Annotated in this window: 9 protein-coding genes; 3 read left to right on the top strand and 6 right to left on the bottom strand. The window is 63.4% G+C overall.

What is annotated here, in order from left to right:
* Positions 1-108 precede the first annotated feature (108 nt).
* Complete coding sequence (locus J0663_RS13205; RefSeq protein ID WP_207240768.1) at positions 109-675, top strand: DUF6101 family protein; 567 nt, start codon at positions 109-111, stop codon at positions 673-675.
* A gap of 94 nt (positions 676-769) precedes the next feature.
* On the opposite strand, the gene ubiA is transcribed toward J0663_RS13205, so the two are convergent.
* From ubiA to J0663_RS13180, 5 genes are all read right to left on the bottom strand, one after another.
* Positions 770-1,729, bottom strand: a complete 960-nt coding sequence (gene ubiA, locus J0663_RS13200) for a 4-hydroxybenzoate octaprenyltransferase (RefSeq protein WP_207240767.1) — start codon at positions 1,727-1,729, stop codon at positions 770-772.
* 94 nt (positions 1,730-1,823) lie between these two features.
* Entirely contained in the window at positions 1,824-2,636 is an 813-nt protein-coding gene (locus J0663_RS13195; RefSeq protein WP_207240766.1) for a MipA/OmpV family protein, read from the bottom strand.
* Between the two features lie 174 nt (positions 2,637-2,810).
* On the bottom strand, positions 2,811-3,392 hold the full coding sequence (locus tag J0663_RS13190; RefSeq protein ID WP_207240765.1) for a histidine phosphatase family protein: 582 nt from the start codon (positions 3,390-3,392) through the stop codon (positions 2,811-2,813).
* 34 nt (positions 3,393-3,426) lie between these two features.
* Positions 3,427-4,686 carry a cyclopropane fatty acid synthase gene (locus J0663_RS13185; RefSeq protein WP_207240764.1) on the bottom strand — a complete coding sequence of 420 codons (1,260 nt, stop codon included), beginning with the start codon at positions 4,684-4,686 and terminating at the stop codon, positions 3,427-3,429.
* 133 nt (positions 4,687-4,819) lie between these two features.
* Complete coding sequence (locus J0663_RS13180; protein WP_207240763.1) at positions 4,820-7,129, bottom strand: Tex family protein; 2,310 nt, start codon at positions 7,127-7,129, stop codon at positions 4,820-4,822.
* A gap of 449 nt (positions 7,130-7,578) precedes the next feature.
* Between J0663_RS13180 and glyS the strand changes: the two genes are divergently transcribed.
* Both glyS and J0663_RS13170 read left to right on the top strand, forming a co-directional pair.
* Positions 7,579-9,693: a glycine--tRNA ligase subunit beta gene (gene glyS, locus J0663_RS13175; protein ID WP_207240762.1), complete on the top strand. Its 2,115-nt coding sequence runs from the start codon at positions 7,579-7,581 to the stop codon at positions 9,691-9,693.
* 362 nt (positions 9,694-10,055) lie between these two features.
* Positions 10,056-10,544 carry a 2-thiouracil desulfurase family protein gene (locus J0663_RS13170; RefSeq protein WP_207240761.1) on the top strand — a complete coding sequence of 163 codons (489 nt, stop codon included), beginning with the start codon at positions 10,056-10,058 and terminating at the stop codon, positions 10,542-10,544.
* 80 nt (positions 10,545-10,624) lie between these two features.
* Here the strand turns inward: J0663_RS13170 and J0663_RS13165 are convergent, their stop codons facing one another.
* Positions 10,625-12,448: a methyl-accepting chemotaxis protein gene (locus tag J0663_RS13165; protein ID WP_207240760.1), complete on the bottom strand. Its 1,824-nt coding sequence runs from the start codon at positions 12,446-12,448 to the stop codon at positions 10,625-10,627.
* Positions 12,449-12,787: the final 339 nt, after the last annotated feature.

Below are 12,787 nucleotides of genomic sequence, written 5' to 3'. Positions count from 1 at the left end.
TTTTTAAGCTGTACGGAAGGGCAGCCGCCTATTGTCGGCCATAGAGGACGAAAAGTCCCGAGGAGAAGACCGCAAACCGGCTCTCAGGTAAGACAAGGGTAGAATGAAATGAACAATCCCGTTTTGAAGCCCGCTTGGGCTGGCACGACGCTGCGTCTCGATCCGTCCCGCTTCCCGCAGCAGGTCAGCTACGCCATCCATGATTGTTCGGATGACGTCAGCATCACCATAGACGAACGCGGCGCAGTCCTGCGTAAAGTCCTTCCCTCCAGCGGCCTGCCGCTCTCGATTGCCCTGCCGAAGCGCGTCTTCAAGGGTGTCGCCGCCCGCGCCATCGACCACGGCGACGGCGAGGTGACCGTCACGCTCGAACTTCACCACGCCGATCCCGAGCTCTGCATTCCGCTGCTCGTCGCTCATGATCTCAGCGACATTGCCGCCGACTGGCGCAGCTGGTCCGAGGCTTTCCGCATTCCGATGCTGATGGTCGAGGCCGACGGCGTCGCGCGCCCGCTCGAAGATCATATCGGGGCGCTGCGTACCAGCGATCTCAAGCCGCGCCGCCGCCATTCCTACTTCGCCAATCGCCGTCCGCGCTTCCTCGTGCGCCGCACCACCGGCCAGCTCGGCGTCGCCATGAAGATCGAGGGCAAGGAAATCATCGCCCGCAACTGACCGAAATCGCAACAACCGCGTTTCGGCAGGACGAATTCCGAATCTCTCAGACCCGGCGCTCGCGCCGGGTTTGGCTTTTCCTGCGCCGTTTCATTCAGGGAATGGCAAAGAGCAGCGAGAGGAAGAGGCCGGAGAAGATCGTCAACCCGACGCGGTTGTTCGACTGGAACAGCACCAGGCATTGGGCGGCATCGTGGATATCGAGCCGGACGATCTGCCAGGCGAACATGCCGGCCGCACCGAATAGGGCGAGAAAGGCGACGAGATTGGCGCCGGCGAGCACGAAAGCCGCAAACATCAGTATCAGCGTCAGCCCATAAAGGCCGATCAGCCATGTCCTGGTTTTGTCGCCGAAGAGGCGCGCGGTCGAGCGGACGCCGATCAGCGCGTCGTCCTCCTTGTCCTGATGGGCATAGATCGTGTCATAACCGATCGTCCAGGCAACCGAGGCCGCGTAGAGCAGGACGGCGGCGAGGGAAAGTCCGCCCAAAATGCCGGCCCAGCCCATCAGCGCACCCCAGGAAAAAGCCAGGCCGAGATAGAATTGCGGCCAGTCGGTGAAGCGTTTGGCGTAGGGATAAAGCGCCACGATGCCAAGCGAGAGCAGGCCGAGGAAGACGGTGAACCAGTTGAACTGCAGCAGCACGAAGAGACCGACCAGCGCCTGCAGGCCGATGAAGATCTTCGCATGGGCGCGCGTGACCCGGCCGGAGGGGAGCGGACGCGACCGCGTGCGCGCCACCTGCGTGTCGATCTCGTGGTCGACGAGATCATTATAGGTGCAGCCGGCGCCGCGCATGGCGACCGCGCCGATGAAATAGAGAAAAAGGTGGGACACCAGCAGGCTGCCGGAATAGAGCCCTTCATCGATCGCCACATTGGCGGCGAGCGTCGCCGACCAGAAACACGGCCACATCAACAGCTGCCAGCCGATGGGCCGATCCCAGCGCGCAAGCTGCGCATAGGGCCAGAGCCATGGCGGCAGGATCCGGTAGACCCAGTTATCGGAGGGCGCGTCGGAGACGCGATCGTTAAAATGCTCACTGTCCTGCATGCCGCTCATCTAGCGACCGGTTGGCGATCCGGTCAAGCAGCGATCGCCGCGGCAACGTCCTTTGGCCCCCGGCGACGACGCGCGGCGGTGACGCTCACTCCAGCGAAAAATTGAACCTGTAGGTCGCCGAGACGCCGATCAGAACCTGGTTCTTCGAGCCGCGCTCGCGCACCAGGCTGCTGTCGGCCGCCGGACCGGCAAGCCGCTTATATTCGAGGAAGGAGCTTGCCGACAGATTTTCCGTCGCTTTCCAGGTCAGGGCAGCGCCTGCACCGTAGGACTGGATGCCCGACGACGGCTTATAGGGATCAAGACCGCTTGCCGCCGCGTGCTTGCCGCTGACGCCGTAATAGGCGTCGTAATAGCCTGCGGTGGCGAATGTCGCGCGCGGACCGCCGGACAGCTGCAGGTCTGGGGCGATATCGGTGAAGGCATCGACGGCGAGATCGGCGACGACGCCGTCATGGGAGCGAATGCCCTGACGGACTTCGGCGCGGGCGCGCAGGAAGTCGGTCGGATAGACCTCGACGAACCCGCCGGCTTCCGCCCCCCATTTGACCTTCCTCAAGCCCTTCAGGTCGTTGCTGTCGCCCTCATCGCGCGACGGGACGAATTTGCCGACGACGCCGGCGCGCAAGGCGCCCTTGTCGATGAGGGCGAAGGACGGATTGTCGTTGCGCGAGGAAAACCGCGGCCCGGCACCCTGGCGGCCGACCGAGATCAGAGGGCTGAACTTGAATTCGTTGTGCGACGAACCCTCGAATTTCGGCGCGGAGAAGCCGGCGACGCCGACGCTCAGATACCAGTCGCCGGACCAGAAGTGCTGGCCGCTTTCCTGCGCGACCGCCGAACCAAAAGATGAAAGGGCAACAAGCAAAGCAATCGATACGACTGATCGATAAGACACGTCCGCACTCCAGAACACGCAAAAACACAGCCGCGGAGGGCGGCGGCCGCCAGACTTATCCGGATGTCGTTACCCCAATGTTAACCACGCGAAACATAGGGGCGCTAAATGAAAGCCGCACGGCTGATGGTATCTGCTGTCTGCTATCGAATTCCGTAAAACCAGTCAGCGGCTCTATCTCTGATTCCACTGGCGGATGACCGGTTCGGTCAGGTCGTGCTCGTAGCCGAGCACGCTGATGCTTGTGGTATCGAGTGAGAAAAACACGCCGCCTTGCGGCGGCAGACCGAGCCAGCGGGCGGCCAAGACCCGCAGGAAATGCGAGCTGGAGAAGATCAGGATGGTGGATGCCGCCTGGCGCAGCGCCTGGATGACGGCGTCGGCACGGGCGCCGACATCGGCCGCCGTTTCGCCGTTCGGGCAGCCGTCGCGAAAGAGCTGCCAGCCGGGACGGGCGGCCAGGATTTCCTTGGTGGTGATGCCTTCATAAGCCCCGTAGTCCCATTCGGCGAGATCGTCGCGGATCACCGCCCCCGCCCCGAATCCGGCCAGCGCGCAGGTGTTGCGGGCCCTTGCGGACGGGCTCGACCAGACCGCGGAGAAGGAAGGGCCGGAAAGCCGTTCTGTCAGCTTGCGAGCGGCGGCTTCGCCGTTCGCGGTCAAGGGAATATCGCTGCGTCCGGTGTGACGTCCGGAACGGCTCCATTCGGTTTCGCCGTGGCGAACCAGGTAGATCTCGGGAAACGCACTGCTCATCCGCACTCCCTTTCGTCCAGACGCCGCGGCGAGATCAGAATGTCACCTTCTCCAACGGAGCGCGCCTCGCCTCGAATTCCTTCAGCTTCGCTTCTGTCTCCGCGATGTAGTTGCGGTTGTCGGGAACGGTGAACTGGTTCTTGGCGATCTGGATCTGCAGGATGAACAGCTCATCCCAGCGGAAGCCCATTTCGGAACCGGCCAGATAAAATTCCCACATGCGGAAGAACTGCTCGTCGTAAAGCGCCACCGCTTCGGCCTTGCGCGCGACGAAACGTTCGCGCCAATGGCGCAGCGTATAGGCGTAATGCATCGGCAGGATTTCGACATCCCTGACCAGCAGCCCGGCCTTTTCGAGCGGCGCCACGACCTCGCCGACCGAGGGAATGTAGCCGCCGGGGAAGATATACTTCTCGATGAAGGCGTTGGTGGCGAAACTCGGCTTCGGGCGGCCGATCGAATGCAGCACCATGACGCCGTCGTCGTCGAGCAGTTCGGCCACCTTGCGGAAGAAATTGCCGTAGTTGCCGATGCCGACATGCTCGAACATGCCGACAGAGACGATGCGGTCGAACTTCCGGCCGTTCATGCTGCGATAGTCCTGCAGCTCGAAACGCACGCGGTTGGAAAGGCCGCGTTTTTCGGCGCGAGCCCGGGAGACCTTCAGCTGCTCCTGGCTGAGCGTGATGCCGGTGAACTCGGCTCCCTCGGTCGCCTCCGTCAGATACATGCCCATGCCGCCCCAGCCGGAGCCGATTTCCAGGATCCGCTGGTTGGGCGCAAGCAGAAGCTTGGCGGCGATGTGACGTTTCTTGGCGAGTTGCGCCTCATCGAGACCGATGCCCGGGGGATCGAAATAAGCGCAGGAATATTGCCAGTCTTCGTCCAGGAAAAGATCGAAGAGCTTGGCCGAGAGATCGTAATGGTGGGCGACATTGTGCCTGTTGCGATTGACCGGCACGCGGCTTTTCAGCTGCTGCCAGGCAATCCGGCCGACGAGCAGCGCCGCCATCTTGAAATCGAAGATCTCGTTGGTGGTGTTCTGTTTCACCAGCGACAGGAAATCGTAGATGTTGCCCTGCTCGAGAATGAACCGGCCCTGCATGTACATTTCGCCGAGCTTCATGGTCGGGTCGCGCCGGATGGCGTCCTCGGCCTCCTGGTCGGCAAGGCGGACGACAACGGTTTCACCGGTGCCGTCGCCGACCATGTGAGTCTCGCCATTGGCAAGGGTAAGTTTCAACGAACCCTTGCGAATGATTTGCTGGACGATCGATAAGAAAGCCGACGCCATGGACGCCTCGCAAATGTGACAGGATGGTCACATCAACTTAATAGCTCTCTTTCGCCTTACAAGCGCCGGATTTAGCACTCTTGCAATAACGCTGCCAAACTGTTGCATTTTTGCCAATATCCTGGCTAAGCCCTTATTTTCGCTTCATGGCTTCGGCGAGTGCAGCGCCGAAGGCGCCCTGGCTCTCCGGTTTGGCAGTCGCCGGCCGGAGCTCGTTCTGCGGCCGGGACCCCTGGTTGCCGCGAGAATCACCTCGCGGCGAAGGTGCAGCAGAACCGTCATCGCGCTTCATCGAGAGAGCGATGCGCTTGCGCTTGGCGTCGACTTCGACGACCCGCACCTTGACGACATCACCCGCCTTGACGACCTCGTGCGGATCCTTGACGAAGCGATCGGCAAGCTGGGAGACATGCACCAGGCCGTCCTGGTGCACGCCGATATCGACGAAGGCGCCGAAAGCGGCGACATTGGTGACCGTGCCTTCCAGCATCATACCGGGCTTCAGGTCGGAAATCTCGTTGACGCCCTCGGCAAAGGTCGCGGTCTTGAAGCTCGGGCGCGGGTCGCGGCCGGGCTTTTCCAATTCCGCGATGATGTCTTTCACCGTCGGCAAACCAAATTTCTCGTCGATGAATTGACGCGGATCGATCGATTTCAGGACGGCGCTGTCGCCCATCAGCGCGCGCAGGTCGCGGCCGCAGGCGGCGACGATCTTCTTGGCGACGCCATAAGCCTCCGGGTGGACCGAGGATGCGTCGAGCGGCTCCTTGCCGTTCGGAATGCGCAGGAAGCCGGCGCATTGCTCGAAGGTGCGGCCGCCGAGTCTTGCGACCTTCAGCAGATCGCGCCGCGTCTCGAAACGGCCCTCGCTGTCGCGGTGGCGGACGATGGCCTCGGCGATGGACGGGCCGAGGCCGGAGACACGGGAAAGCAATGGCGCCGAGGCAGTGTTCAAATCGACGCCAACGGCGTTCACCGCGTCTTCGACCACCGCATCGAGCGAACGCGACAGCTTCTGCTGGTCTACATCGTGCTGATACTGGCCGACGCCGATCGACTTCGGCTCGATCTTGACCAGTTCGGCCAGCGGATCCTGCAGGCGCCGAGCGATGGAGACGGCGCCGCGCAGCGACACGTCGAGATCGGGAAACTCAGCCGCGCCGGTTGCCGAGGCGGAATAGACCGAGGCGCCCGCTTCCGAGACGATGACCTTGGTCGGCCTCGGCGCCGGCAGCTCGGCCAGCATGTCGGCCACCAGCTTTTCCGTTTCGCGGCTGCCGGTGCCGTTGCCGATCGAGATCAGCTCGACATTGTGCTTGCGGATCAGCGAGGCGAGTTCGATCTGGGCGCCGCGCACGTCGTTGCGCGGCTGGAAGGGATAGACAGTCGAGGTCGCCACCACCTTGCCGGTGCCGTCGACGACAGCGACCTTGACGCCGGTGCGAATGCCGGGATCAAGACCCATGGTCGCGCGCGAACCGGCGGGTGCGGCCAAAAGCAGATCCTTGAGATTGCGGGCGAAAACATGGATCGCCTCTTCTTCGGCCCTTTCGCGCAACTCGCGCATCAGGTCGAGCGACAGCGACATGGAGAGCTTCACCCGCCAGGTCCAGCTGGCGACCTCCATCAGCCAGCGGTCGCCGGGACGGCTGGCGCCGATCTCGTAGGCGGCGGCGATCATGCGCTCGACCGGCTTGTTCGGCGAGGCCGTCTCGGCGTCCGCCTCGATCGTCAGCGTCAAGACCTCCTCGTTCCAGCCGCGCAGCATGGCAAGCGCCCGGTGGCCGGGCGCGGTCGCCCAGCGTTCGGAATGGTCGAAATAATCGGAAAACTTCTCGCCCGCCGCCTGCTTGCCGTCGACGACTTTGGCCTTCAGCAGGGCTGCCTGGCGCATGTGGGCGCGCAACTTGCCGAGCAGATCGGCATTTTCGGCAATGCCTTCCGCGACGATGTCGCGCGCACCCTCGAGCGCCATCTTCACATCGGGTACATCAGCCGTGATGAAGCCTTCGGCTAAGACCGCCGGTTCCCGGCTGCGCTCGGCCAGAATCGCCTCGGCGAGCGGCCCGAGGCCGCGTTCGCGGGCGATTTCGGCCCGCGTGCGCCGCTTCGGCTTATAGGGCAGATAGAGATCCTCGAGCTCGGCCTTGGTTGCGGCGCCCGCGACCTTGGCCATCAGCTCCTCGGTCATCTTGCCCTGGCCGGTGATCGATTCGACGATCGTATCACGCCGGGCTTCGAGCTCGCGCAGATAGACCAGCCGCTCGGCGAGATCGCGCAGCTGCGTGTCATCGAGCCCGCCCGTCACTTCCTTGCGGTAACGGGCGATGAAGGGCACGGTGGCGCCCTCGTCGAGCAGTTCGATGGCGGCCTTGGCCTGGTCGGGCCGGGCGTTGATTTCGGCGGAGATGCGGGCTGCGAGAAAACGAAGGTCTGCGGCCATGGGATTCCCTATGTCGACGAAAGTTGCGGGACCATAGCGGCGAAAAGCGGCAAGGCAATGCCCGACTGTGGTTTCCACAGCGGAAGTTATCGGATTGGGGGATCAGCGGCGAGCGTTGTGCCGTGTAGCCCCCTCATCTGCCTGCCGGCATCTTCTCCCCGAGGGATATGCCGCACTGTTTTCATCCATCACAAACGGCAGTGGCAAGAAGAGGCGGCCGCCGCACCTCCCCTTCTACCCATCGGGGGTCCGAAGGACGGGCGAGACCGGCGGCTCGCCCCGGTCGGTGCCCGGCAGGGCGGATGAGGGGGCCACACGGCACAACGCCTACCGGTCGCCCACCCCCATCGCCCTCTTCCGTTTTTGCGGTTGTGCAGATGCGGCATTCTTTGATAGCAGAAGCAACGTTTTTGGATCGCCCTGCCCGCGGGCGCAAGGAAAAGAGTGACATGCCAAACCTGCTTCTCGAACTTCGCTCCGAAGAGATTCCGGCCCGCATGCAGCGCAAGGCTGCCGGCGACCTGAGGAAGCTCGTCACCGATGCGCTTGTCGAAGCGGGTCTGTCCTACGAGGGCGCACGCGAATACTGGACGCCACGGCGGCTGGCGCTCGACATCCACGGCCTGACGGCGCGTTCGGCCGACGTGCGCGAGGAGCGCAAGGGGCCGCGCACCGACGCCAACGAGAAGGCGATCGAAGGCTTCCTGCGCGGCGCCGGCCTGTCGTCGGTCTCCGAGGCGCAGGTGGTCAGCGATCCGAAGAAGGGCGATTTTTACGTCGCGGTCATCTCAAAGCCCGGCCGCGCGGCAGAAGAGATCGTCGCCGAGGTGATGCCCGGCATCATCCGCGATTTTCCCTGGCCGAAATCCATGCGCTGGGGCAAAGCTTCCTCCAAGCCCGGCGCGATGCGCTGGGTGCGGCCGCTGCAGTCGATCGTCTGCACCTTCGGCCCCGAGCATGACGAGACGGTCGTCATTCCGTTCGAGATCGACGGCATCACCGCCTCCAACGTCACCTACGGCCATCGTTTCCATGCGCCCGAGGCAATCACCGTCCGCCGCTTCGACGACTACGTCGCAAGTCTCGAAAGGGCGAAGGTCATCCTCGATGCCGAGCGGCGCAAGGACGTCATCCTGCATGACGCCCGCGACATCGCCTTCGCCAACGGCCTCGAACTGGTCGAGGACGAAGGCCTGCTGGAGGAAGTTTCCGGCCTGGTCGAATGGCCGCAGGTGCTGATGGGCAGCTTCGAGGAGGATTATCTTTCCATCCCCTCCGAGATCATCCGGCTGACGATCAAGACCAACCAGAAATGCTTCGTCACCCGCAAGCAGGGCGAAGAGACGCTCTCGAACAAATTCATCCTGGTCTCCAATATCCAGGCGAGCGACGGCGGCAAGGAAATCGTTCACGGCAACGGCAAGGTCGTGCGCGCCCGTCTTTCCGACGCGCTGCATTTCTGGAAGCGCGACCAGGGCGACATGCCGGATCTCGCGACTCTGGAAACATCTGCCGCAAAATTCGGCCTCGATCTGAAGAAGCCACTCGACCAGCGCATGGCCAAGCTCGATGCGCTTGACGTAACCTTCCATGCCAAGCTCGGCACGCAGGGCGCCCGCGTCGCCCGCATCCGGGCGCTGGCGAAGGAACTGGCGGCAATCACCGGCGCCGACGCGGCTCTCGTCGATCGCGCCGCCGTGCTCGCCAAGGCGGATCTTCGCACGGAGGCCGTCGGCGAATTCCCGGAACTGCAGGGCTTGATGGGCCGCAGATACGCGGCGCTGCAGGGCGAAAACGCCTCCGTTGCCGCAGCGGTCGAGGATCATTACAAGCCGCAGGGCCCGTCGGACCGCGTGCCGGAGGACAAGGTGGCGATTACGCTCGCTCTTGCCGACAAGCTCGACACGCTGACCGGCTTCTGGGCGATCGATGAAAAGCCGACCGGTTCGAAGGATCCGTTCGCGTTACGGCGTGCGGCCCTGGGCGTCGTCAGGATCCTGCTGGAGCGCAGGGTCCGCCTGCCTTTGCTGGCGACGACCGAAGACGGCGATCTGCTCTCCTTCTTCCACGATCGCCTCAAGGTCTATCTGCGCGACCAAGGCGCCCGCCACGATCTCATCGACGCCGTGCTAACGCCCGAGGCCGACGACCTTCTGATGGTCGCGCGCCGGGTCGAGGCGCTGACGGCCTTCATCACCTCGGAGGACGGCAAGAACCTGCTCGCCGGCACCAAGCGCGCCACGCAGCTGCTGGCCGCCGAGGAAAAGAAGGGCACGGTCATCGCCGACGGCGTTTCGCAGGCGCTCTTCAAGCTCGATGCAGAGAAGGAGCTGTTCGCCGCGATATCAAGCGCATCCAAGGATGCGGCGGATGCCGTTGCCGCGGAGGATTTCCGCTCGGCGATGGAAGCGCTCTCCAAGCTGCGCGGCCCTGTCGACCGCTTCTTCGAAGACGTGCTCGTCAACGACGAGGACGCCGCCATCCGCGCCAACCGCCTCGCCCTGCTGCGCCTGATCCGCGAGGCGACGGGAACGGTTGCGGATTTCTCGAAGATTTCGGGGTGATATTGCCAGCACGAACGAGGCGCTTGCCATTTGCGAGGCCGGCGAGAACGGAAAGGTCGCGGCATACCCTCTTCTCCCCAGCGGGGAGAAGGTGCCGGCAGGCGGATGAGGGGGCCACTCGGCACATCTTTCCCTTAAAATCTATTCCGGCGCGCCGACGATAACCCGGCGCCCCCTATGCCTTTGAGCGCGGTCGGAGCTCGCATGGGCACTGTAGGAGAGACCCGCGTCGCTGGCCCCTCATCCGCCCTACGGGCACCTTCTCCCGCTGAGGAGATGAGGGAGTCGAAACGTATACCCCCTGGAAAGCCCACCCACCCCAACACTGGCATTGCCGCCACCACCGCGCTATTCAAGCAGCCATGCAAAGCAAGATCCTCGTCAGCGCCTGCCTCATGGGGCACGCCGTCCGCTATGACGGGCGGGCGAAGCCGTTGCTTCATCCGGCGATCGAGAGATGGCGGGCCGAGGGCCGGCTGGTGACGATCTGTCCGGAGATGTCGGCGGGCATGCCCGTGCCGCGGCCGCCGGCGGAGATCGCCGATGCGGCAGCCGGCGAGGAGGTGCTGGCCGGCACGGCGCGGGTCGTGGAATTGACTGGCGGCGACGTGACTGAAGAGTTCCTGCAGGCGGCGGAAAATGCCGTGGCGCTCGCAAGGCAGACCGGCTGCCGCTATGCGCTGCTCATCGACGGCAGCCCGTCCTGCGGGTCCGGGTTCATCTATGACGGGACTTTTTCCGGCCGCCGGCAGCCCGGCAGCGGCGTCACGGCGGCGGCGCTGAAAGCGGCGGGCATCGAAGTGTTTTCCGATCGGGAGATCGAGCGGCTGATCGAGCGCATCGCATCATAGGGCTTCAAATGGCACGGCCGCCGGAAACCCGACGGCCGCTAAGATTTTGGTGCTGAAAATCCTGTTTGTCGCCGCGCCGCTCAGGCAGCGCGTCGACCCTGATGCATGGCCGCAGCAGTCCCGGCATTGCCGACGCGGAAGCCGCGGATGAGGTCGATCAGCTCGTCGGTGTCGCTCGCCAGCGTTTCGGCCGATGCCGTGGTCTCCTCGGCCATGGCGGCGTTTTGCTGGGTGGCGGCGTCGAGCTGGTTCATCGACGAGGAGATCGAACGCAGCGTCGTGTCCTGTTCGGAGGCGCTGTGGGCGATCTTGGCAACGATCTCGTTGGCGGCCTTGATCTGGTCGGAGATGCGCTTCAGCGCCTCGCCCGCCTCGCCGACCAGGCGGACGCCATGATCGACCTGGCTGGAGGAACGGGCGATCTGGTCCTTGATCTCCTTGGCCGCGGCGGCGGAACGCTGGGCGAGTTCGCGCACCTCCTGGGCGACGACCGCAAAGCCCTTGCCGGATTCACCCGCACGGGCCGCCTCGACGCCGGCATTCAGCGCCAGAAGGTTGGTCTGGAAGGCGATCTCGTCGATGACGCCGATGATTTTTGATATCTCCGAGGACGATTTCTCGATGCCGCTCATCGCCTCGATCGCTTGGCCGACGATCGCATCGCTATGGGTGGCCTCGGTGCTGACGGCATGCACGCGCTTGCTGGCTTCGTGCGCGCCATCGGCCGTCTGGCGGACGGCGACGGTCAGTTCGTCGAGAGCGGCGGATGTTTCTTCCAGGCTGGCGGCCTGGCGCTCGGTGCGCTGCGACAGTTCGTTGGAGGCGCGGCGGATTTCTTCCTTGCTGGTGCCGATATCGCTGCCCTTGGCGCTGACCTTGGCCATGGCGGCCTCGAGATGCGACAGCGCTTCATTGAAATTGTCGCGCAGGGCGGCATATTTCTGGCCGAGATCGGCGCAGCGGACGGTGAGATCGCCGCGGGCGATCAGTTCGAGCGCCTGGCCGATCGTCGCCACGACGCGCGCCTGGAGCGCCGCCTCGTCCTGCTGCTGGCGCAGATTGTTTTCGCGCTCGCTTTCCAGCGCCAGCTGCTGGGCCGCCTCGCGATCCGACATCTGATGGCGCTCGCGGATCTTTTCCTGCAGCGACAGCGTCGCCTTGGCCATCATGCCGACCTCATTGTTCATGCCGATATGCGGGATCGCAATCGATACGTCCTCCTCGGCGACAGCCTTCAAGGCGGCATGGACGTTGTTCAGAGGTCCCGATATGCCGCGGATGACGACATAGGCGGCACCCATGGCGAGGAAAAACAGGACGATGCTGCCGGAGAGGGCGGTCAGGATGGTGCTGTTTATCTGCGCATCGAGATCGTCCATATAGACGCCGGTGACGACGACGACCTTCCAGGGCTCAAAGGCCTGACCATAGGCCGTCTTGCGGTAATCGCCGGCCGGCTGGCCCGGCTTGCTGGTGGAATGAAATTCGACGAGACCGCCGCCCTGCTGCCCGAGCTTGACCAGCTCTTCACGGTAGAGCTTGCCCTTGCTGTCCGGCTGACCTTTCAGGTTCTGCCCGACCTTCGCGGCATCGTAGTGGAACAGCATCTGGACGTCATAGCTATAGCCGAAGAAATAGCCGTCGGGATCGTATTTCATCCCGTTGACGGTGGTATAGGCCTGCTTCTGCGCATCCTCGAGCGTCATCTCGCCCGCGGTCACCTTGGCCTGGTATAGCTTTAGAACGGAAACGGCCGACTGAACCTCGGCGCGGAGCATGTCATAACGCTCCTTGTAGATCGCATCGACCGAGGAGCGGATCTGCAGGGAGGTGGCGATCGCAAAGGCCACCATCAGGCCGATGACCAGCAGGATAAGCTGCTTCGATATCTTCAAATTTTTCATGTCGCCTCGCAACGGGGAATGGGGGCTGCATTCCGGTGCGGTCTTCTACCGCTTGTGCGAGCGCGCCGAACAAGACGACGCGTCTACCGCTGCTCAAATAACATGCTGCGACCGGCGAATGAGAATTGAAGCTTAGTCGATAAGAAAGCTTTAATTTTACTCAAAGCAAAACGAATTTCCCTAAAATTCAGGGGTCGGGACCGAAGCGCAAGGCTTGAATTTCATCCGTTGGTCGAAAATCACCGTTTTCGAACTTCGGGCCGCCGGTGCCTCGAAGCAGGAATGCACCCCCGCTTCTCTTCGGAGGTGCATTCGCTCCACCGCGGTGGAACCCCAACG

The sequence above is a fragment of the Rhizobium lentis genome (genome assembly GCF_017352135.1).
GTDB lineage: Bacteria > Pseudomonadota > Alphaproteobacteria > Rhizobiales > Rhizobiaceae > Rhizobium > Rhizobium lentis.
This window is presented reverse-complemented; position numbering and strand designations above follow the sequence as displayed.

Bases quoted from the DNA above. Each gene is read 5' to 3' on its own strand.
- J0663_RS13185 (WP_207240764.1), bottom strand. From the start codon at position 4,686: ATGGCGTCGGCTTTCTTATCGATCGTCCAGCAAATCATTCGCAAGGGT.
- ubiA (WP_207240767.1), bottom strand. From the start codon at position 1,729: ATGCAGGACAGTGAGCATTTTAACGATCGCGTCTCCGACGCGCCCTCC.
- J0663_RS13180 (WP_207240763.1), bottom strand. From the start codon at position 7,129: ATGGCCGCAGACCTTCGTTTTCTCGCAGCCCGCATCTCCGCCGAAATC.
- J0663_RS13165 (WP_207240760.1), bottom strand. From the start codon at position 12,448: ATGAAAAATTTGAAGATATCGAAGCAGCTTATCCTGCTGGTCATCGGC.
- J0663_RS13170 (WP_207240761.1), top strand. From the start codon at position 10,056: ATGCAAAGCAAGATCCTCGTCAGCGCCTGCCTCATGGGGCACGCCGTC.
- glyS (WP_207240762.1), top strand. From the start codon at position 7,579: ATGCCAAACCTGCTTCTCGAACTTCGCTCCGAAGAGATTCCGGCCCGC.
- J0663_RS13205 (WP_207240768.1), top strand. From the start codon at position 109: ATGAACAATCCCGTTTTGAAGCCCGCTTGGGCTGGCACGACGCTGCGT.
- J0663_RS13190 (WP_207240765.1), bottom strand. From the start codon at position 3,392: ATGAGCAGTGCGTTTCCCGAGATCTACCTGGTTCGCCACGGCGAAACC.